The organism is Chroococcidiopsis sp. CCNUC1 (assembly GCF_023546805.1).
Taxonomy (GTDB): domain Bacteria; phylum Cyanobacteriota; class Cyanobacteriia; order Cyanobacteriales; family Chroococcidiopsidaceae; genus Chroococcidiopsis; species Chroococcidiopsis thermalis.
In genome coordinates, this window is sequence record NZ_CP097480.1 from 1,886,870 (window position 1) to 1,908,660 (window position 21,791).

Sequence of the window (21,791 nt, forward strand, 5' to 3'; positions counted from 1 at the left end):
TCTCGTGCTTTTGTTTCAAAAAAAGGCAAAGTTTTTGCAAAGATTCAAGCTAAACGTGCAAAATTTGCACGAATAAAATATATGATTTGTCGGTATAAACTTTGTCAAAAAAATAGTTGAGTTTGACAATATGTCGTGTATATTGAGAAGATATTCGCGGATTAAAGTTATTTTCAGACTTAACCAAGGAAATTGTCGAGTGGCTCTCGGCAAGCATTTGAACGTCAGATCTACCACAAATCAAAAGTAAACTTTAGGCTAATAGCAGTCATCAGAGTTTTTTGTCTTCATTTCAGGGCTGAAGTACAACAGACAAAACTAATTAGTTACAGAAAGTCAGCACAAAGGAGATCGACGCGATCGCAATTTAGTCTTAATTACGAGCTATTAGCTACTAGCTAATAGTGATATAGCAGTTCTAAATGATTTGTAAAGTAGGCTTCTAGCCTGCCGCAGACTAGAAGCCTGCTCCGCTCATGAATCAAATAGGACTGCTATAGAGAGGCGCGACATATCATCTTACTGCACCGATCTCCGATGGCTGACAACTTTGTACAGACGTTACATGTAACTGACAACTGACAACTGACATCAGGAGGATACAAATTTAAGTGATTCAGCACGAACTACTTAATTTACCTACCAAGAAATTTGGCACTGGGACGCTAATAGCCCAAGGCAGTGGTGTAGGTAGCTGGCAACTTCTGTCCTATCAAGTCCCGATTAACCCCGTCCATGCAGCATTATTACGAACGGGAAAAGTCTTTTTCTTCACTGGTTCGGGAAATAATCCCACGCGAATTAATTCGCCCTTCAACAGCGTGGTTTGGGATGTAAACAGCGGCACGTTTACCAGTCAATCACCACCAACAGATCCCTCTGGACTACCCATCGATCTTTTCTGTGCCGGACAATCGTTTCGCGCTGACGGTCGCTTAATGATTGCAGGTGGAACTCTGCAATACGACCCTTTCTATGGAGCAACCGCTGCTTTTTTATTCGATCCGAGTAACGAGCAGCTGACAGCCATAGCCTCAATGAAGTACGGTCGCTGGTATCCTACAGTTTTAACGCTGGGCAACGGTCGAATTTTTGCCTTATCGGGGCTGGATGTGAATGGCAATCTAGCAATCAACCCAGAAATATATTCCAGCTCTTGGAGAGCGTTTTCTCAAGCTACCAGTCCTTTCGAGCTTTACGCCCATTTAATTTTGACCGCTACGGGGCAGGTTTTTTATACCGGAGGCTATTTTGCTTTTAACAATGGTGTTTCCGCTCGCCTGCTCACCTTACCAGGAAACTTCAATCAAAGAATTACCGAAACACCCGTAGGTGCATTGCAACAGCCTGACTCTGGCGCTCAAGCTGCTAGCGTACTGCTTCCACCAGCTCAAGACCAACGAGTCATGGTGATTGGGGGAGGAAATCCCAATCAGGCAACTAATAGAGTCAGTATCATCAACTTAAACGCAACTAACCCTGCATATGCAGCTGCACCATCGCTCAATTTTGCTCGCAAGCACCACAACGCCGTAATTCTGCCCGATCGCACGGTTTTAGTTTGTAACGGTAGCGGATTTGATGAAGCTGGGAATGCTGCCACGCTGACCGCAGAGATCTACGACCCGATCGCCAATACTTGGACGCTGACAGCTTCAGCTAACCGAGTCCGCCTCTATCACTCCGTTGCCTTACTGCTACCAGATGGCAGAGTTGTCACCACAGGTGGTAATCCCAGGCGGTTAAATGAATGCGATAGCAATGGCAACCTTCCAGGCACGCCATCACTACCTTGTGAGGACAGGCAAATTGAAATTTACAGCCCGCCTTACATCTCGCAAACGCGACCGACAATTCAGAACGCACCCGCAGAAATCTCCCTGGGCAATACATTCACAGTCACGACTCCCCAGGCACAGAACATCCAATGGGTCAGCTTAATTAGACCAATGGCAACAACCCACGGACTAGATACAGAACAACGGCTGGTAGATTTGCCGATCGCCTCTAGAACTAGTACTTCCCTATCCGTGACTCTGACATCTAATCGCAATATTGCCCCTGCTGGCTGGTACATGTTGTTTGTCAGCAATAACAGTCGCATACCTTCAGTAGCTAGATGGATAAGGGTTAGGTAATCAGTTATCAGTTAACAGTTATTAGTGGTTAGTGACTAGTGATTAGTAACTGGACTCAATTCTTGTCACCAGCCACTAGTCACTAGCCACCAGACACGCACCACGCACCACTTATTGCATATGGAAATCAGAATTTCTCGTCGTCGGTTTGGACAATTGGCGATCGCTACAACTACAATTGCCGGATTTAGTTATCTAGCGAGCAAAACCTCGGCACAAACGCCAGGTTTGACGATCGCGGGCATTAGTTCTAGGGGAACTGTTATTACGCCAGATTCCAGTCGTACCGATGTTTCCAGTCCTTCTGTGGAGACGGGCGATGCCTCCGATACCTCTGATACATCCCAGCAAGTCATTATTAGCTCGATTGACTTGCCAACAGGGAGAAGCCAGAGGGGAGTAACCTCTGCAATGCCCACGGATGAGAGTATCAGCGGTTTTGCTTACTTAATCGACGGTACGCCTGTGGTTGCCATAACTCCCGCTAGAACCACTAGAAGGAAAGGCAGAAATCCGACACGTCTCAGCTTTCCTGGGATATCGCGTGCTGAGGTGACAGTTTCAGGACTCACACCCCAGCAAAGACTCGAAAGTTTAATGGTAACTCCAGATGGCGTGCTTCTCGGTTTGGTTGCAAATAAGAACGGTACGCCACCTGTAAGACTGGTAGAAGTTAACCCCAATACAGGAACTTTTAATGTCAGACTCAGCCTACCATCTGACCAAAAATATAGTACCTTAGCAATCTGTCCCAACGGCACGATCTATACAACTGCCGTTGCTAACGGTGCTACTACTCTCGTCAGAATTAATTTAGCGCAAGCTAGTGTCACGCCGTTAGTACAATTGCGGTTGAATAACAACTCTTGGGGTAATGGCTTGCAAAGCCTATTATGCAACAACGCTAACCAGCTGATTGCTTTTGGCGCACCGAGATACATACAACCAAATGCTCTTTATACTGTAGATTTAGGCAGTGGCGCTATGGCTAAACTGGTAGACTTTGATGCTGCTAGGGTGGCAATGCGGACTACATAGGGTAATTGGTAATTGGTAGTTGGTAGTTGGTAATTGGTAATTGGTAGTTGCTCCCCTGCTCCCTGATAACTGATAACTCTGTAGAGACGTTACATGTAACGTCTCTACACTGGTAACTGATAACTGACAACTGATTTGTTTGCTAGTGAAAAAAAACGATTTAGAGTTTTACGATCGCAGTGCTGCCCAGTGGTGGCAACCTGATGCTAAGATCTACGCCCTGCACCGCCTTAATCCCCTTCGCTTTCAGTATTTCGATCGCCATTTAACCAATTGGCAAGGGCTGAGAGTTCTGGATGTTGGTTGTGGTGGAGGGTTTTCTTGCGAATTTTTAGCTGCACGGGGTGCAAAGGTTTTTGGCATCGATCGCTCTCAGAGTTGTATTGCCGCAGCGAAAGCCCATGCTGCAACTTCTGGATTCGAGATTGACTATCAGTGTGGATATGCCGAAGATCTGCCCTATGCCGATCGCTATTTTGATGTGGTTGTTTGTGTCGATGTCTTAGAACACGTCACGAATTGGCAACAAACTGTCATGGAAATTCATCGCGTCTTGCAGCCTGGAGGAACGTTTTGTTTTGACACGATAAACAGGACTGTGCAATCGCAGTTGATGATGATTTGGTTTTTGGAGGGAGTCGTCAAAGCGATCGATCGCGGGATTCACGACTGGGAGAAATTCATCAAACCAGAGGAGTTAACGAGTTTGATGCAACAGCAGAGTTTTACGAATATTGACATTAAAGGCTTTAGCCTATTTGGAAGTTCACCCTGGGATGCGATCGCTACTTTCTGGCACTATAAGAGAACGGGTAGTTTGAGGGCAAGCATTACAGACAATACGTCAGTTATGTATATTGGCAAGGCAGAAAAAACAGCGCGATCGTAAAAAACTGCTAAAGTCTAGCCCCGCGATCGCGTGGAGTGCGTCAAGATTGTAGGGGCAGGTCTACTTAAAATGTCTGTTCTGAGTAGAGTTTCTTCGTAAACCTGTCCGTACAAAAGTCAAAAGTCAAAAGTCAGAATGCTGGAACTTGAATTCAATCCGTGACAGCATATGACCGCAAACATTAATATGAAGCATTCTGTAGATATTGCGATCGTCGGCGCTGGGCATAATGGATTAGTAGCGGCATTACTACTTGCCCGTCAAGGATTGAACGTATTGGTTCTGGAAGAACAACAGGCGATTGGTGGGGCTTGTCGTACCGAAACACCTTTTCGTACTGCACCCAACTTAGGTATTTCTACAGGCGCGTACTTATTGGGGTTAATGCCACCAGAACTACTAAAAATTTTAGATATCGATCTACCAACGATCCGGCGCGATCCTCACTATTTTGTCCCGACATTAGATCGGCGCTACCTGCTGTTTGGTTCCGATACAGCACAGATGCAGCAGCAGTTTACTGCCTTTTTTTCTGAGGCTGATTGGCAAGCAAATTTGGCATTGCAAGAGGAACTGGCACAGTTAAGAGAGGATATTGCCCCGACGTGGTTAGAGGAACCGCTATCGATAGAAGAGACAGCAGAAAAATACGTGCGATCGCATTTAAAATCTATATTTGTCGATCTGTGTCGCAAGTCTGTTGGCGAATATCTCGATCGCTTTGATTTTAAAAGCGATTTAGTTAAAGCAATGTATGCTGTCACTGATGGATTTACAGGGGTATTCGGTACTTGGGATACTCCAGGTACGGGGATGAATTTTCTCGTCCATAATATGTGTCGCCTCCCCGGGAGTGATGGAACTTGGATGGTGGTACGAGGCGGAATGGGGACTGTGACTCATCGTCTGGCAGAGGCGACGGTGAAAGCTGGGGCAAAAATTGAAACTGGGCGCGGCGTAGATAAAATTGTAGTATCTCAGAATATCGCAACGGGTGTCGTGTTGCAGGATGGCACTGAGATTGCTGCTAAAACTGTCATTGTTAATGCCGATCCATTTCGGATGCGTCAACTTGTCGGTACGGAGAATTTTGCTGCCGACTACAACCGCAGGCTAGATAGTTACTTGCGAGATGGCACGACTTTTAAAGTCAATATGTGTTTGCGAGAACTGCCCCAGTTTACCTGTTTGCCTGAAAATCGGGGTCAGTACGGTACGACGATTCATTTATTACCGGACGAATCGGAAGTAATGATGCATCTGTATCAAGCTTTTGCGGATGTGGAAGCGGGAAGACTACCGGAATTTCCGACGATTGAATGGTACATTCATACAACTCTCGATCCTTCTTTACAAGACGGGCAAGGGCATCATAATTCAGCTTTGTTCGTGCAGTGGGTTCCTTACGAATTACAAGGAACAACTTGGGAAGAGGAGGAAGAGAATTATGTAAAACATTTGCTATCAATTTGCGATCGCTTTGCCCCTGGTACTTCCAATCTCGTTCAAGAAGTTTTTGCCCTCCATCCCCAGAGATTAGAACAGCATTTTGGTTTGACACGCGGACACATTCATCATGTCGATAATTCTTTTGGATTTAACGATCGCTTGCCATATACTACACCAATTCAGGGTTTATACTCAGCGAGTGCAGGTTGCCACCCCGCAGGTTCGGTGATTGGTGCAGCGGGACACAATGCCGCAATGCGAGTTATGCGCGATTTATAGGTTACGATCTGCATTCTTCTCACTTGTATACGGCAGTTAGACAAGCTAAATCGATTCAAGCAATAGCTACAGCTTTGCAGTGTTTTTTTATTGTTTTAAAGGCGATCGCCTATCCCGATCTATTTGTGTTAGCAGAGGTAATTAAGGAGGCGATCGAGTTATCTCCTGGGGTTGGGTTAAAGTTGGTGAAACAGAAAAATTCGATCGTGTTTTTTCCATCTGATAGCGGTTTTCGATTGGGTAAAACACACGATTTGTAGGGGCACACAGCTGTGCGCCTCTACAAATGTCACGCACGCAATCGAGAATTGCTATGATGCTAAGGTGTTAGGTGAATAAGACTAATAACCAAAAAAACATTCTGTCTTCTGGCTCCTGTCTCCTGTCTTCTGCTTCGGTAAAATATAGTTTTGTCAAACGCTATTTAGAAAGATGGTACTCACTTCAAACGATTTTAGCGGCTTACTCAACGAGCGTTTTTTTCGTAATTTCTTGCCAATTCCAGCTACTAGTAGTTTAGATTTGGGTGCAATAACACCAGACTTTCGATTGCCAGATATTACTAATGGTAGAGAAGTTAAGCTTTCGGAATATCGGGGCAAGCAACCTGTCATTTTAGCTTTCACGCGCATTTTCACGGAAAAGCAGTACTGTCCTTTTTGCTTCCCACATATTAAGGATGTAAATGAGAAGTACGATCGCTTTCGCGATCGCGGAATTGAGTTATTGATGATTACAAGTACTGATGAAAAACAAAGTCAGATCGTAGTCAGAGATTTAGGCTTGAGAATGCCGTTACTGAGCGATCCTAGTTGCAATGTATTTAGAGCATACAGCACGGGACAAGCTCTGGGTGCGCCTTTACCTGCTCAGTTTGTATTAGATAATCAGGGCAGGTTGCGTTACAAACACTTGTTTTCTTTCCTCGATCACAATGCCAGTGTAGAGCAAATGTTAGCAGCACTTGATTAGATTTTACTGCCAATTTAATGTGGATTGTAAAATAGGAGCTAAAGTAGGGGCGCACAGTTGTGCGCCCCTACATAATTTTGTAATACTAGTTTACAACCGTACTTGTGGCAAGCGATCGCGGGGATTAAAACTGCGACTACTGCGAATCTTTTCATAATACTCCCGCTCCGTACTGCTCAAATCTTTCGGTGGAACGATCGCAATTTTTACCAGCAAATCGGTGCGTCCACCTTTTGGTAGAGTCCAACCTTTACCGCGTAAACGTAGAGATTGACCGGAACGAACTCCAGCTGGAACATTAAGCTTGACAGAACCATCGGGAGTAGGAACATCAATTGCTGCACCAAGAACCGCTTCATCGGGAGTAATTGGCACTTCGCAGACGAGATTGTCGCCTTCAAACTTGAAGAAAGAGTGCGGTTGAATGTCCACTTTTAAGTACAAATCGCCTCGTTGCTGCGTAGCAGGATTAACTAAACCCTTGCCCCGTACGCGGACGCGGCTACCAGGTTTTGCCCCTGGCGGAATGCGGACTTCAATAGTTTCACTCCCAACACTCAACCGTTTCTGTACGCCGTGAAACGCTTCTGATAAAGTGAGGGCGATCGCTGCTTCTCTGTCGGTGCTAGCTGCGGAACCGTCAAAACCAGCCGTGGGATCGGTAAAACCGTCAAAACCGCCCGTTCCAGAAGATCTTCTCCCAGAAGTGGTATAACTATATGTCTGACGAGTCCCACCAGTCCGCGCCCCAGGTGCGCCAGGTGTGCCAGGTGCGCCAGCACCACCAAAACGACCCAGGAGATCGTTGATAAACTCATCAAAACTGCCGTATCTGCCAAACTCAAAATCGTCGAAACCAACATTGACACCACCAGCACCAGCACCACCAGGCGACCAAGCTTGTCCGGCTTGCTTCCAGTACTGACCGAATTGGTCGTATTTACGGCGCTTGTCTGGATCTGAAAGGACTTCGTAAGCTTCGTTAACTTCCTTGAATCGCGCCTCGGCTTGCTTGTTACCTGGGTTCACATCCGGGTGAAATTTACGGGCTAGCCTGCGAAAAGCCTGTTTGATTTCATCATTACTGGCAGTCTTGTTGACTCCCAAAATACTGTAATAGTCCTTAAAATCAGTAGCAGCCATCTAGCTATCAGCCTCCTGAGTGCGATTCAACCTAATTTTATGTGTAGGGATAAGCCCACTAAGGCACTGTGTAGGCGACAAATCAGCACCTAGTAGGGATAGTTTCGGGTATATACATTCTGCCCTAAACTTAGCAAACGGTTACATTGGATCGAGTTCGGTTCTTGCTCAAGTCGCGATCGCAATTGCCCTACTAAGGGTTAGGGAGAAGACAAAGGGGAATTGTAGAGAGTTACATGTAACGTCTCTACAATTCCCGACTCCCGATTCCCGCTTTTGGTTGATAAGTCGAAGCAACGTGTAATTCTTTCAACTGTTTTGCGTCCACTCCAGAGGGTGCGTCAGTTAATAGACAACGGGCTTGTTGTGTTTTTGGAAAGGCGATCGCATCCCGAATTGATTCTTCCCCGGCAAGTAACATCACCAAACGGTCTAATCCGTAGGCAATCCCGCCGTGGGGAGGAGTGCCGTATTCAAATGCTTCTAGGAGAAAGCCAAATTTGTTATAAGCTTCTTCTATCGACAAACCAATTGCGGCAAAGACCTGTTCTTGGACTTCCCGTTGATAAATCCGTAAGCTTCCACCACCGACTTCAAAGCCGTTGAAGACTAAATCGTAAGCTTGGGCGCGGGCTGTTTTCAGGTCGTGCAGGTCGTCAGGATGGGGGGCTGTAAAGGGATGGTGTAACGCTTCTAGACGCTTTTCGTCGGCATTCCATTCAAACATGGGGAAATCTGTCACCCACAACAAATTGATTTTGCTGGGGTCGATATGCCCCAATTCGCAGCCAATAACTTGTCGCAAGCGGTCTAGGGTTTTGTTAACTACATCTGTAACTCCAGCACCAAATAGTAATAAGTGTCCTGGTTCTGCCCCAGTGCGACTCAAGAGTTCTTGTTTTTGTTCGGGGCTGAGGTTGTCTTTAATTGCACCAATTGTGTCGATTTCTCCATCTTCACGGACGCGAATATAAGCAAGTCCTTTTGCACCTGCGCTTTCGGCTTCCTTAAATAAATCGCCGCCTGGTTTAATCCGCACGTTAGAAATGGCTTCATTGCCGTTGGGAATAGGCAGAATTTTGACAATCCCGCCAGATTTTACAGCACTAGAAAAGACTTTGAAGCCGGAGTCTTTGACGAGATCGGAGACATCGACTAATTCCAGGTCGAAGCGGGTGTCGGGTTTATCGCTACCGTAGCGTGCCATTGCTTCGGCGTAGGTGAGGCGAGGGAAAGGACGGGGTAGATCGATCCCTTTAACTGTCTGGAAAATATGACAAACTAAACTTTCGTTAAGCTCCAAAATTTCTTCTTGAGACATGAAACTCATTTCCATGTCTAGTTGGGTAAATTCTGGCTGACGATCTGCCCGTAAATCTTCATCGCGAAAGCAACGGGCAATTTGATAGTAGCGGTCAAACCCCGACACCATCAGTAATTGCTTGAATAATTGCGGCGATTGTGGTAGAGCAAACCACTCACCAGGGTTGGCGCGACTGGGAACCAAGTAATCTCTCGCGCCTTCAGGGGTAGAACGGGTAAGTACTGGTGTTTCGATTTCAATAAAGCCTTGTGCGTCTTCTAGAAAACGGCGCATGGCTTTGATGACTTGGTGGCGGAGTTGCAGGTTGCGATTCATGCGATCGCGACGCAAATCTAAATATCGATACTTGAGGCGCAATTCTTCCCGTACCGACTCGGTTTCAGCCGTACTGACTTGAAAGGGTAGCTGTTTGCTGACAGCGTTGAGCAACTCAATTTTATCGGCGTAGATTTCGACTTCCCCTGTCGGTAGCTTGGGGTTGAGAGATTCTGGAGGACGCTGGGTAACTCTACCCGTAATGCAGACTACATACTCGTTCCGTAGTGCTTCCGCTTGATGGTATGAATCGGGAGTGCGTTGAGGATCGCTAACAATTTGGACGAGTCCCGTGCGATCGCGCAAATCCAAGAAAATCACTCCTCCGTGATCGCGGCGACGGTCTACCCAACCATATAGGGTAACTGTTGCTCCAATATCTTCTGTGCGGAGGTCGCCGCAATAGTGGGTTCGCATAACTATGGATTCAAACTCAGGTTAGTAATGACAATGCTCAAAATTGACAAAGCCTTCCTATTATCTAGCATTCCGATCGGTCATTGGTCATTTATTATTGGTCATTTTTCACACAAGTCAGAATAGCCCACGCATAAATTCGGGCGTAGGCGTACTGGCATATGGACACGGGCGCTGTTAATACACTGTAAAAGACTTGACCATTTGCTGTAGCTTTGGTGCGGCTTTTTGCCAACGCTGTTCCGTGGTGGAGGCGTTGAAAGTAAAGAGTTTGCCACGACTAACGGCAACACTAGCAAGATTGTGCCGTTGTTGCTGATTGGGTAACTTTACAGCATATTCTAGAATGTAGTAAGTTTTCCCGTTATAGTCTTGCTGCCCAGCATTGACTAATTCTGCTTCTCGTCCTGAATCAGGCGGTGCGATCGCGCTTTTGCCGAGTTTATAACCCACATCGCCAGGAGTTCCCAAATCGGCTAGGGTTTTGCCATCTGCGATGGAACCGATAACCACAGAAGCATTTTCTGTGGTTTCAATCAAATCGTGCAATACGATATCGGGACCGTCTGTCACTTTAACTGGAAGCCAGCCATTAGGGTACAAAAACTCATATCCATCAACGCTATCGACAAAGCTTTTGAGTCCAGCAGTTGATAGTACGCAACCCGATAGACTCAGCGCTATCAGTACTACAAGTAAAATCGATGCAATCCGTTTCAACATTTTAATAGTAAGTAGTGAGTGTGGGAACAAGTAGAGACGTTACATGTAACGTCTCTACACTGATAACTGACAACTGATTTGTATTGTCCCATCCCAGTAACCTTCACGACTCCAGAAAGATAGCAGACAGTTATGTGATGAAATTTAGATATTTACTAAATTTAGTAACATTTAATACAGTTGTCTGATACGGCGGTTGATAATGTCGCTATTAGCAGGTTGTATACAGCATTCAAATACTACAGAGAAGCAAACTCAAAAGTAAACAGAGTTTGCTTTCAATTAAGTATGGAATACCGCTAAAAGACAAGTATATAATACTCAAGCTTCTAGGGTTCCGGTTTGTAGCGTCTCAGCTTACGCTGTTAGCTCGCTTAGCAAATGCAGGTCCAAGAGAAGCAAACTGGCTATGCTAAAAATTTTCTGAGTTTTTAGTTGAGTAGCGAGTGACACGGAAGGAGAAAAGCCTGGGAGGAATATCAGTTGTGACGACTGATGTTATACTCCTGGGCTTTTTGCATAATTAGCGACCTAATCTAGTTTGAAAAATTTTGAAAAATTAAGTGAGGGCGATCGCATGACTCATAATTCTGAAAATCCTTTGTTTCAGAGTCCAGACAATAACAATCATCAACCCCCTACTGAAGCCCAACGCGCTTTAGAATTAGAAACACGACTGCCGATGACAGGATGGCAGCAAGAGGTATCGAAAGGGATAGAATACGGATTAGAAGCAGCACAGAGTATCCGCGATCGCACGATTCCTACCTTTTCTCGTGGCGAGTTACCCCACTACGCCGGAATTAATACTTTCCTCAAAGCCCCATACTTAGAAGATGTGCGTCAGGTAGGAAATTACGATGTGGCGATCGTTGGCGTTCCCCATGACTCCGGTACGACCTATCGCCCTGGAACCAGATTTGGACCTCAAGGTATTCGCCGCATTTCTGCTTTGTACACGCCTTATAACTTTGAGTTGGGTATCGATTTACGCGAACAAATTACAATTTGCGATGTGGGAGATATCTTCACCATTCCCGCCAACAACGAAAAATCCTTCGATCAAATTTCTAAAGGCGTTGCCCATGTTTTCAGTTCGGGGGCATTTCCAATTATTCTGGGTGGCGATCACTCGATTGGTTTCCCCACGGTAAGGGGTGTATGTCGCCATTTAGGAGATAAAAAAGTTGGTATCATTCACTTCGATCGCCACGTAGACACCCAAGAAACCGATTTAGATGAACGGATGCATACTTGCCCGTGGTTTCACGCCACTAATATGAAAAATGCGCCAGCTAAGAATTTAGTCCAACTGGGCATTGGTGGTTGGCAAGTCCCAAGAAACGGGGTGAAAGTCTGTCGCGATCGTGCTACCAATATTCTCACAGTTACAGATATCGTCGAAATGGGCTTAGACGCAGCCGCAGAATTTGCGATTCAAAGAGCAACAGACGGTACAGACTGCGTTTACATCAGTTTTGATATCGATTGTATAGATGCAGGATTTGTTCCTGGTACTGGCTGGCCCGAACCGGGCGGTTTGTTACCCCGCGAAGCCCTGTCACTACTGGGTAAAATCGTGCAAAAAGTCCCCGTTTGCGGTCTAGAAGTTGTGGAAGTATCGCCCCCTTACGACATCAGCGATATCACCTCTCTAATGGCAACCCGCGTAATTTGCGATACAATGGCGCATCTTGTCCTATCGGGACAACTACCCCGCAAAGAGAAACCAGCTTACATTCATCCCGAATCCCAACCCGAACTTGTGGCTTGGACTTAGTTTGTCATTTGTCATTCGTCATTTGTCATTCGTCATTTGTCATTGGTAGTTGACGGTAAACGCTACACTCCGTGAAGACGGTTGATGGTTGACGGTTGTTTTTTGCTCCCTCAGCTCCCTCAGCCCCTCAGCTCTCTTTCCCCTGCTCTCTGCTCCCTACTCCCTCTCTATGCACGAAACCGACATGACCAAAGCGCTGATTCTTACCGTGCGCGACTGGTGGGAAGCACAGCCAGAAAAACCCCAAATCTCCCGAATTCACCTAATTGTAGGTCGGTTTACCTGCGTAGAGCCTGCCAGTTTGGAATTTGCCTTTGAAGTTCAAACGCGCAATACCTTTCTTGCAGGGGCAACACTAGCAATTCAAGAAACACCCTTAATTGCCTTTTGCCATCATTGCCAACAAGAGTATCGTCCTGAAATTGGACTGCAATATGCTTGTCCGCAGTGTAAATCTCCTATGGAAGACATTCGCTCTGGACGAGAACTAAAAATCGATCGCATTGAATATTCAAATAAGGATGAAGGGTAATTGGTAATTGGTAATTGGTAGTTGCTCCCTTACCTCCCTTGTCTCCCCCCTCTCCCTTGTCTACCTTGTCTCCCTTGTCCTAACCACACCCCACACCCCTAGTTATGCACCAAACATTTGACGCTGCCCTCGGGATTAATTTACTCCATGCCAATCAGGAAGGAGCTGACCACAACCGCACCCATTTTGATGAGTGGGGAATTACCTGTTTCAATGTTATGAGTAGCCCTGGCGCTGGTAAAACAGTATTACTCGAAAAAACATTGGCAGCTTTAAAAGACGATCTCAAAATTGCTGTCATTGAAGGTGATATGACTACTGAATTGGATGCCGATCGCCTGCGTCAATACAATGTACCTGTAATCGCAATTAATACTGGACGTTCTTGCCATTTAGACTCAAAAATGGTGGCAGGTGGCATTCATCAATTAGAACATCAATACAATCCTGCTGATTTCGATTTAGTCCTAGTAGAAAACGTTGGAAATTTAGTTTGTCCGGCTGAATTTGAAGTAGGCGAACACGCCAAAGTTGCTCTACTAAGTGTTACGGAAGGAGAAGATAAACCGCTGAAATATCCAGTCATGTTTCGCGAAGCTAATTGCTTGCTCATTACCAAAATCGATTTAGCAATCCATTTAGATATGAACATTGACACAATAGTGGCAAATGTACGTCAAATTAACCCAAACGTGAAGATTATTCCCGTATCGGCGAAGACGGGAGAGGGTTTAGCAGTATGGTTTGACTGGGTGCGATCGCAAATTGCTAAAAAAGAGCTAGAGGTCAGTAGAATCAGAGATTAGAAAAGAGAAAATATTAGTTTTTAAATCTAAAAATAGAAATTTTGGCATACTTAATATATGCCGAAGTTTCTGCTGTAACCGTCCAACTTTTTTAGAAAAATATTAAATAACTAAAAGCTTCAAATTCTCTAAAAAGTGTAGCAAAAGTAACGGATAAAAAAAACTTACTCCGTTAGTCTAAAGCGTATTAGATTGTAAGATTTTTAGCTGAAAGATCGCGTCAGTAAATACACTTTTTAGTAGAAAAAGCAATGAAACTGCGATCGGTAATTCAATCAATTTTGCTTTTTGTCATCGGTCTGGCGATCGCAGCAGGTTGCACTAATCCCGCCGTTTATATTACCACTACCACCGATGTTGCTGCTTCTGGTGATGCTGCTCCTAACGCTGCTAGCTTGGGATTCAGTGCGTGGCCTGGTTGGCTTCCTTGGCAAGTTACCCAAGAGCAAAAACTCTTTGAAGCAAACAAAGCTTCAGTCAATTTGAAATGGTTTGACGGCTATTTAGAATCTATTAATGCTCTCACAACCGAACAAATTAATGCCAATAGCCAGACGCTCAACGATACAATCAGTGCCGTTTCCGGTGGTGCAGATAAAGTCGTCGTACTCGTTAACGACAACTCTACAGGTAACGATAAGGTCATCGTTCGCGAAGGTATCAATACAATTGCCGATTTGAAAGGCAAAAAAGTTGCCGCAGAAGAAGGCGCTGTAGATCATTTCCTATTGTTATTAGGAATGAAAAAAGCAGGCATGAAACCAGAAGACATCCAATTTGTCCCCTTAGAAACAGGACAAGCCGCAGCCGCTTTTGTCGGTGGACAAGTAGATGCAGTTGCAGTGTTTGCACCATTTACCACTCAAGCCTTAAAGCGTCCTGGCAGTAAAGAACTCTTTAGTTCCAAAGAATTTCCTGGAGCAATTCCCGACCATCTAGTTGTCAGCCGTCAGTTTTTAGAAGCAAGTCCCGAAAAAGTGCAAGCAATGGTCGATTCCTGGTTCGCTACTCTCGATTACATGCAAAAAGAACCAGCCAAAGCAACAGAAATTATGGCAAAACGTGCCGGGGTTAGCGTTGCAGAATATGAAGAATACGCCAAAGGAACCAAGATATTTACTGTGGAAGAAAACCTCAAAGCCTTTCAACCAGGTAACAACATGACTTCGCTGATGTATGCAGCCGGAGAAATGACTAAATTTCTTGAAGAAGTCGGCTTAGCTAAACAAAAACCAGACCTAACTAAACTCTTCGACGATCGCTTTGTAAAAGCATACGCCAAGAAACAGTGACCAGTTATCAGTTAGCAGTTATCAGTGAAGAAAGGGTGTAGAGAATCGGTAGTTGGTAGTTGGTAGTTGTTCCTGAAGTTCCTGAAACTTCCTTGTCCCAATTTGTAATTTTTCAATATGAACACAGGCTCGATGCGTCCCCCATCTAATCCAAAAACGCTTAGCCCGACGGTTTTTTGGCGGTTGGCTGAAGATATTCCCAGACCATTAAACACCTTACTAGTTGCGACTTCTATCGGATTACCGTTGCTGATTTGGTGGCTGGTGACAACATTTGGTAACGTAGACCCCAAGTTTCTACCCTCGCCTGCTAAGGTACTCGAAGCATTTGGGCGATTGTGGAGGACTCGCGAACTGCTGAAGGATACTGTAGCAAGTCTCTGGCGAGTGGGCGTAGGGTTTTTGCTAGCAGTCGTGTTGTCGATTCCAGTTGGGGTGTTGATGGGCAGTTTTGCGAGTATTCGTGCCTTATTAGAACCATTATTTGGTTTGATGCGCTACATGCCCGCGCCTGCTTTCATTCCTTTGCTCATTCTCTATTTAGGAATTGGAGAAGAACCGAAAATCACTTTAATTTTCATCGGCGTGTTTTTCTTCAACTCCTTAATGGTGATGGATACGGTCAAGTTTGTATCAAAAGATTTGATTGAAGCTGCCTATACTCTAGGTGGCGATCGCTGGCAGACACTGACTCAAGTTATTTTTCCTCATGTTTTGCCAGGAATCATTGATGCTTGTCGAATTAACCTTGCAGCAGCATGGCAATTAGTCATTGTTTCAGAACTAATTGCTGCAACCGAAGGTTTGGGACGTAGAATCAGCGTCGCGGGTCGATTCCTCAGAACTGATGAAATTTTTGTCGGCTTAATTGTCATTGGAATCATCGGACTCACTTTTGACCTCTTATTCCAATGGCTCCTGCGCGTTTCTTGTAAGTGGGCAAGTCAGAAGAGATGAATTAGTGGTTAGTGACTGGCGACTAGTAACTAGATAAAGAATCCAGCCACTAGCCACCAGTCACTAGCTACTCACCAACTACCAATTACCAATTACCATGTATCTACAAATCACCAAACTCCATAAAAATTTCGAGACAAAATCGGGAACGTTGGCAGTCCTCAAAGACATTAATATGTCAATCGAGCGGGGTGAATTTATCTGTGCTGTGGGTGCATCGGGTTCGGGTAAATCTACTCTACTGCGCCAGATTGCCGGACTCGATTTGCCAACAGCGGGAGAAGTGAAAATCGATGGCGTGCGCGTTCAAGGACCAGGACCAGATCGGGGTATGGTGTTTCAGCACTACACGCTTTACCCTTGGATGAACGTACAGGAAAATGCTGAATTTGGACTCAAACTTCAAGGCTGGTCAAAACGGGAACGGCGAGAACGAGCTAGCTATTATCTCAGCGTAGTTGGACTGACTAAGTTTGCCAAATCTCTACCCAAGGAGTTATCTGGTGGAATGAAACAACGGGTAGCGATCGCCCGCGCTCTCGCCTCGGAACCTAAAGTATTACTGATGGACGAACCTTTTGGTGCTTTAGATATTCACACTAAAGAGTCCATGCATGAATTCATGCTGGATCTGTGGCAGCGTACCAACATCACCATTTTCACGATCACCCACGATGTGGAAGAAGCTGTCTTCCTCTCAAATCGGATCTACGCTCTCGGCGCTCGTCCTGGTACGGTCAGAAAAGAGATTTCAATTAAACTCCCCGAACGCACCCACACCGTCAAGCGTCATTCTATATTCCACGACTACTGCGACGAATTGATGGATTTACTCCGGGGACACTCACAGGAAGCCCTGGCTGTGGCTTCTTAAGCGGGTTGAAGTAAACTGAGTAAATGTCCGTCAGGAGTCCGCATGGCGGCGACCTTTCCAAAAGAAGGTTCTCGGACGCGCCCTTCGAGTTTAGCACCCATATTTTCTAGATTGGCGATCGCCCCATAAACATCGTCTACATGAAAGCTCAAAATCGGAGAATTCCCCGTGTGCGCTTGACTCTCCGCAGCATGTAGCGCGATCGTCGTGCCATCAGCATCTAATTCTGCCCATCCAGGGCTTGCCATTTTTACTTTTAGTCCTAATCCTTCTTGATAAAACTTCACCGTTGCTAGAACGTCCGTCACCATCAACATGACGTGCTTAAACTGTGCTGTCATGAAATTCCCTCGATAAAGTTAGTTCCTTATCGATCTTGCAACATTTAAATGTATAAATGTTGGTTGATGGTTATTGGTTGACCGATCGCTTTGTAGAGACGTTACATGTAACGTCTCTACACTGATAGCTGACAAATCCTATTAATTCTCGTTAAGGCTGCTCGTCTGGTTGTGCAAGGTTTTAGCATCACAACTTTGGGGATGAGTATCCGACAAGTTTAGATGATGTCAGAACTGATATGAAAAATAAAGATTTACTTTTCCTCTACTTGACTCGATCTATTTTTGCGACTCTACCCGATAAAATACTGTAATGACTTGCAGTAGATAGGAATCTTTAGCAACAAATTACTTGTAATTGCAGAGACAATACATGCTATTCAACAGACTGTTCACCGCAGGCGGCGTGGTTATGTGGCCCCTGCTCGGATTTTCCATCTTAGCGATCGCCCTAATTATCGAGCGGGCAATTTTTTGGGTACGGATAAATAAGCGCCAGCGTCGCGTCATCCGTGAGGTATTAAACCTCTACCGTTTAGAAAATGTCGTCACCGCGATCGAAAGGCTGAAGCAAAATGCCGACTTGCCTATGGCACGCATATTTCTCGCTGCCTTAGAACTCGAACGTCCCACACCTGAAGAGTTTCGCCTTGCCCTAGAAAGTGAAGCACAAGCAGAAATTCCTGTCTTGAAGCGATTTAACACTATCTTTGAGACGATCATTAGCATTGCACCCTTATTAGGTCTACTCGGTACGGTTTTGGGTTTGATTGCCTCCTTCGCGTCCCTCAACATTGCCAATGTTGGGGCTAGCCAAACCGCTGGAGTCACGGGTGGGATCAGCGAAGCGTTGGTTTCAACAGCTTCCGGCTTGGTAGTCGCTATCTTTACGCTGCTATTTGCCAATACATTTCGAGGATTGTACGTGCGGCAAATGGCATCAATTCAAGAGTATGGTGGTCAGCTAGAACTACTCTATCGTCGTCTTTACGAACGGGGAGAAACTTATGCGTCTGCAAGATGAGCCAGAAATTCAAGCACAGATTAACATCGTGCCGATGATTGACGTAATCTTCGCGATTTTGACATTTTTTATCATGTCAACCTTATTTCTTACTCGTTCTGAGGGGTTGTCAGTCAACTTACCCCAGTCACAATCAGCTCAAACGCAACCAAAAGCACCCATTACAATCACAATTGATGCCAAAGGTCAACTCGCTGTCAATCGCAAGCCGACTCAACTCCAAGCACTCAATGGAGAATTACGACAGCTAGCACAGCCAAACCAAGAGGCACTCGTGATAGTCAATGCCGATAAATCAGTCAACCACGGACAAGTTGTATCCGTGATGGATGTGGTGAGGCAATTACCAAACGCAAGACTGGCGATCGCCACGCAGAGAGAATAACAGTGTAGAGACGTTACATGTAACGTCTCTACACCGATCGCCGATTAAAAACTAACTCTTGCGGGTACGTCTGTAACGCGCAAAACCGATTCTTGTTGAAATTTTGACTTATAAGCGTCGATAATTTCCTGAATGGATCTTTCTCGTTCTGGAGTACTGACATAGAGCAAGATTAAAACTTTAGAATCTTCTCTAGCTAGAATTCCAGCACTGTTAAGAAACTGACCGTAGGCATCTACTACTGTTAATCCATCGGGAAAACGAGGTGTCACTTCAGTATCTACAAACTTTTGCCATTGTTCTTCCGTGACTTCTCCTCCTCCGGGTTGCGATCGCCCAAAATACAACTCTTCTCTAACGTATGCTTCGCTGTTGGTAGTAGTTTCTGCTGCTGGGGTTTGAGCGCTAACTTGATGTATGTAGCTAACTGAACCTGTTAACAACAAGCCAGACAGAAAAAACGCACCTAGAATTTTGCGTCTGGTAAGTAAGGTAATATTCATTTCTATCCTCAATTTGTTGAATTAGTCCGACGATCTATTTGTAATGGCTGCTAACTAATACTTCAGATATACGCCTTAAGTTTTAGATATATATAAACTTTTTGTAATACGTTATTACAAAAATTAGTCTTTGTTTTTTCTCGATCGCCTACACTTATCTTTTTACTGAAGCTGACGTTATTTGTCTTTACCAATGACGAATGACCAATGACAAAGTATGACAGCTTGTCTTTTGACTAAATTCAACTGCGATCGCCATGATTGGTATAAGTGCAAACGCACTTTGTCCGTAAAAACAACAAGCAAATTAGAGGAATGTTTCAACCACGCGGCTAAATATCAAGCCTGCGTGTATGTTTGTGTGCGTTTAGCCGATATTTTTTGATAAATGCGATCGCCTCAGACATAACTGAAACTATAAGAAAAGCATGAGAGTGGCAAATTGAGGAAGATGGGACTGAAAATTTTGTTATTGCCTACAGTATTGTTGAGTTTAACCGTAGGCTCTGCTGCACTCGCAAATGAACTAGAAGATAGAAAAAAAAATGCGATCGCGCTAAAGCTGAAACTGCATCAAGCGAGAAGTAATTCACAACCAAAACTACCACGCTTGAGCCAACGAGAAAAGTTTTCTACTGATGCTATATGGTTAACGCAACGAGCGTCACCAACAATAGATGTGGCACAATCAATATCTTCTGAAGTAGAAGAACCTGCTATTGAGGACACTGATGAACTTTATATCGAGGTTGAAGGAAAAAGAGAGACAATTCCTGAAACATCAAGTCCCGTCTACATCATTCCTAAAGAAGAAATTGAGAAACAACGTCCGAATAGTGTTGCAGAAATTTTACGCAATCTACCAGGATTTGCAATTAATGATGCAGGTTTTGGCGCAGATATTCATACGGGAACATATTATCGAGGAAGCTCGATCAACCAGTCAGTTTTCTTACTCAATGGTAGACCGATCGGGTCTAATGTTAACACTTACCACGGCGCTACCGATCTAAATAGTATTCCTGTAGAGTCTATCGAACGAGTAGAATTATCGAGTGGTACGAGTTCTACTTTATATGGTTCGCAAGCGTTTGGCGGAGTTGTCAATATTGTTACTAAGCAAGGCTCTGAGATTCCCCAGCTCAACGGTTTAGTAGAATACGGTTCTTATGACCAAGATAACTATCGTATTAGTTATGGTGGCAGTGGTGGGAATTTAAAATATAGTCTTGGTTTTGAACAATACGATGCTGAGAACAATTATCGCGTCCCTGAAGGAGCAGCAAATCGAGATTCAGATGGACGTTTATTTAACGGTGATACTGCAACTAGTAACTACTTTGGTAGCCTCAGTCTCGATCTCAATTCTCGCAATACTCTCAGTTTAGATGCATATAAAATTAGCAGTCGTCGCGGTTTGTTGTACTTTGGTTTTCCCCTGCAAAGAGATCGCTTAGACCACGATGTTTTTAACATTGGTTTATCTTGGAAAACTCTGCTAGGCAATGGAAAAGATTCCGTTCTTAGAGCTACAGTCGCCTACAATCAAGATTATTTCAATACCTACGGTCCTACACAAAACATTTTTTATCGTACGGGAACGCTCAATTCTCAAGCTGTAACTGCAAGATTAGAACACGATTGGAAAATTAACACTAGTAATAATTTACGCTGGGGCATAGATGTCAAAAATGACTTTTTAAATGGTGATGTTTTAAGTACGGCTCCGAATAGAGTCAACTTAAATGAAGAAGAAGAAAGAGAAAGATTTCAAACTGCATTATTTGCTTTAAATACCTGGAAAATTACCAATAATTTTCAAGCCGATCTAGGATTGAGACAAAATTTTACTAGCGAGTTTGGTAGTTATTTAAATCCTAGCGTTGGGCTACGATGGGCAATGAGTCCAGGTGTAGCTTTACGGGGAAGTTGGGCATCAGTACAGCGCGATCCTGGTATCGATCAACTATACGTTTACGACACGGTACATAATTGGTTGCCAAACCCAGATCTAGAACCAGAAGTAGGTTCTTCATGGACAGCAGGAGTTGATGTCAAATTTGCCGAGAATTTAACCGGACAGTTTACTTATTTCGGCAGTAGCTTAACAGATCGCTTGGGCATTCAAGCAGGTCGGTGGACGAACATTGGATTAGTTAATACTAATGGTTTAGAAGCAGCATTGAAATGGCAAATTAATCCGCAGTGGTCAACTTTTCTCAACTATACTTATACCGATGCAAAAATTAAGTCGGGAATTGAAGAAGGATTACAGCTTGGTTTAGTTCCCTATTCCGTAGGACAAATCGGTTTAGGTTATCAATCGGGAGGATGGGAAGTTAATTTATTTGCCAGCTATTATAGTGGAGCGCGACGAGCTTTTTTTAATAACCCGGGTGATAGCAATACCGATTTCTCTCCCTCTTGGTTGAGTCTAGATTTAGGGGCGCGAATCCCAATTACAAGCAACTTGGGATTAACAGTCTATCTAGAAAATTTAGCAGATCGCGCCTACGAAAAATCCAATCGAATCTACGAACCTGGTTTAACCTATCGAATTGGTATTTCTTCTAAATTCTAGTCGTTGTAGAGTAGTGGGCATTGCCCACC

20 protein-coding genes are annotated in these 21,791 nt (G+C 44.6%); 15 read left to right on the forward strand and 5 right to left on the reverse strand.

The genetic code is table 11. The annotated features are described in order from the left end of the window. Nucleotides 1-611: 611 nt before the first annotated feature. The 6 genes from M5J74_RS08885 (at nucleotide 612) to M5J74_RS08910 (ending at nucleotide 6,765) form a co-directional block, all read left to right on the forward strand. Nucleotides 612-2,138, forward strand: coding sequence for a galactose oxidase-like domain-containing protein (locus M5J74_RS08885; protein ID WP_250016317.1), 1,527 nt, complete (start codon nucleotides 612-614; stop codon nucleotides 2,136-2,138). A gap of 120 nt (nucleotides 2,139-2,258) precedes the next feature. After that, the gene (locus M5J74_RS08890; RefSeq protein WP_015153764.1) at nucleotides 2,259-3,176 is read left to right on the forward strand and encodes a hypothetical protein; all 918 of its coding nucleotides are present in this window, start codon (nucleotides 2,259-2,261) and stop codon (nucleotides 3,174-3,176) included. 145 nt (nucleotides 3,177-3,321) lie between these two features. Beyond that, complete coding sequence (gene ubiG / locus M5J74_RS08895) at nucleotides 3,322-4,065, forward strand: bifunctional 2-polyprenyl-6-hydroxyphenol methylase/3-demethylubiquinol 3-O-methyltransferase UbiG (protein ID WP_015153765.1); 744 nt, start codon at nucleotides 3,322-3,324, stop codon at nucleotides 4,063-4,065. Nucleotides 4,066-4,233: 168 nt separating this feature from the next. Beyond that, nucleotides 4,234-5,793 (forward strand): NAD(P)/FAD-dependent oxidoreductase, encoded by a 1,560-nt coding sequence (locus M5J74_RS08900; RefSeq protein ID WP_250016319.1) that lies wholly within the window; start codon nucleotides 4,234-4,236, stop codon nucleotides 5,791-5,793. Between the two features lie 23 nt (nucleotides 5,794-5,816). Further along, entirely contained in the window at nucleotides 5,817-6,053 is a 237-nt protein-coding gene (locus M5J74_RS08905) for a hypothetical protein (protein WP_250016321.1), read from the forward strand. 172 nt (nucleotides 6,054-6,225) lie between these two features. Continuing rightward, nucleotides 6,226-6,765, forward strand: a complete 540-nt coding sequence (locus M5J74_RS08910) for a peroxiredoxin (RefSeq protein WP_250016323.1) — start codon at nucleotides 6,226-6,228, stop codon at nucleotides 6,763-6,765. A 90-nt stretch (nucleotides 6,766-6,855) separates the two neighbouring features. Here M5J74_RS08910 and M5J74_RS08915 read toward each other — a convergent pair whose 3' ends face one another. From M5J74_RS08915 to psbP, 3 genes are all read right to left on the reverse strand, one after another. Further along, a complete protein-coding gene (locus M5J74_RS08915; RefSeq protein WP_250016325.1) occupies nucleotides 6,856-7,908 on the reverse strand; it encodes a DnaJ C-terminal domain-containing protein in 1,053 nt (350 codons plus the stop codon). A 247-nt stretch (nucleotides 7,909-8,155) separates the two neighbouring features. Beyond that, nucleotides 8,156-9,964, reverse strand: coding sequence for an aspartate--tRNA ligase (aspS, locus tag M5J74_RS08920; RefSeq protein ID WP_250016326.1), 1,809 nt, complete (start codon nucleotides 9,962-9,964; stop codon nucleotides 8,156-8,158). 177 nt (nucleotides 9,965-10,141) lie between these two features. After that, nucleotides 10,142-10,687 (reverse strand): photosystem II reaction center PsbP, encoded by a 546-nt coding sequence (gene psbP / locus M5J74_RS08925; protein WP_015153770.1) that lies wholly within the window; start codon nucleotides 10,685-10,687, stop codon nucleotides 10,142-10,144. A 577-nt stretch (nucleotides 10,688-11,264) separates the two neighbouring features. Between psbP and M5J74_RS08930 the strand changes: the two genes are divergently transcribed. From M5J74_RS08930 to M5J74_RS08955, 6 genes are all read left to right on the forward strand, one after another. Continuing rightward, the gene (locus M5J74_RS08930) at nucleotides 11,265-12,467 is read left to right on the forward strand and encodes an agmatinase family protein (protein WP_015153771.1); all 1,203 of its coding nucleotides are present in this window, start codon (nucleotides 11,265-11,267) and stop codon (nucleotides 12,465-12,467) included. A 169-nt stretch (nucleotides 12,468-12,636) separates the two neighbouring features. Further along, entirely contained in the window at nucleotides 12,637-12,999 is a 363-nt protein-coding gene (gene hypA, locus M5J74_RS08935) for a hydrogenase maturation nickel metallochaperone HypA (protein ID WP_015153772.1), read from the forward strand. Nucleotides 13,000-13,103: 104 nt separating this feature from the next. After that, nucleotides 13,104-13,805 carry a hydrogenase nickel incorporation protein HypB gene (gene hypB, locus M5J74_RS08940; protein ID WP_250016328.1) on the forward strand — a complete coding sequence of 234 codons (702 nt, stop codon included), beginning with the start codon at nucleotides 13,104-13,106 and terminating at the stop codon, nucleotides 13,803-13,805. A gap of 251 nt (nucleotides 13,806-14,056) precedes the next feature. Further along, on the forward strand, nucleotides 14,057-15,097 hold the full coding sequence (locus tag M5J74_RS08945) for an ABC transporter substrate-binding protein (RefSeq protein WP_250016330.1): 1,041 nt from the start codon (nucleotides 14,057-14,059) through the stop codon (nucleotides 15,095-15,097). Between the two features lie 117 nt (nucleotides 15,098-15,214). Beyond that, complete coding sequence (locus M5J74_RS08950; protein WP_250016332.1) at nucleotides 15,215-16,054, forward strand: ABC transporter permease; 840 nt, start codon at nucleotides 15,215-15,217, stop codon at nucleotides 16,052-16,054. 97 nt (nucleotides 16,055-16,151) lie between these two features. Then, nucleotides 16,152-16,928 (forward strand): ABC transporter ATP-binding protein, encoded by a 777-nt coding sequence (locus tag M5J74_RS08955; protein ID WP_015153776.1) that lies wholly within the window; start codon nucleotides 16,152-16,154, stop codon nucleotides 16,926-16,928. Here the strand turns inward: M5J74_RS08955 and M5J74_RS08960 are convergent. Further along, complete coding sequence (locus tag M5J74_RS08960; RefSeq protein ID WP_015153777.1) at nucleotides 16,925-17,269, reverse strand: VOC family protein; 345 nt, start codon at nucleotides 17,267-17,269, stop codon at nucleotides 16,925-16,927. The two genes, M5J74_RS08955 and M5J74_RS08960, sit on opposite strands and share 4 nt — an antisense overlap. Nucleotides 17,270-17,642: 373 nt before the next feature. On the opposite strand from M5J74_RS08960, the gene M5J74_RS08965 reads away from it, so the two are divergent. Both M5J74_RS08965 and M5J74_RS08970 read left to right on the forward strand, forming a co-directional pair. Further along, nucleotides 17,643-18,293, forward strand: coding sequence for a MotA/TolQ/ExbB proton channel family protein (locus M5J74_RS08965; RefSeq protein ID WP_015153778.1), 651 nt, complete (start codon nucleotides 17,643-17,645; stop codon nucleotides 18,291-18,293). Beyond that, a complete protein-coding gene (locus M5J74_RS08970) occupies nucleotides 18,277-18,678 on the forward strand; it encodes a biopolymer transporter ExbD (protein ID WP_015153779.1) in 402 nt (133 codons plus the stop codon). The genes M5J74_RS08965 and M5J74_RS08970 overlap by 17 nt, the downstream gene beginning before the upstream one ends. A gap of 44 nt (nucleotides 18,679-18,722) precedes the next feature. Here M5J74_RS08970 and M5J74_RS08975 read toward each other — a convergent pair whose 3' ends face one another. Next, on the reverse strand, nucleotides 18,723-19,181 hold the full coding sequence (locus tag M5J74_RS08975) for a DUF3574 domain-containing protein (protein ID WP_015153780.1): 459 nt from the start codon (nucleotides 19,179-19,181) through the stop codon (nucleotides 18,723-18,725). Nucleotides 19,182-19,632: 451 nt separating this feature from the next. Between M5J74_RS08975 and M5J74_RS08980 the strand changes: the two genes are divergently transcribed. Next, complete coding sequence (locus M5J74_RS08980; protein ID WP_250016334.1) at nucleotides 19,633-21,762, forward strand: TonB-dependent siderophore receptor; 2,130 nt, start codon at nucleotides 19,633-19,635, stop codon at nucleotides 21,760-21,762. The last annotated feature ends 29 nt before the right edge of the window (nucleotides 21,763-21,791 follow it).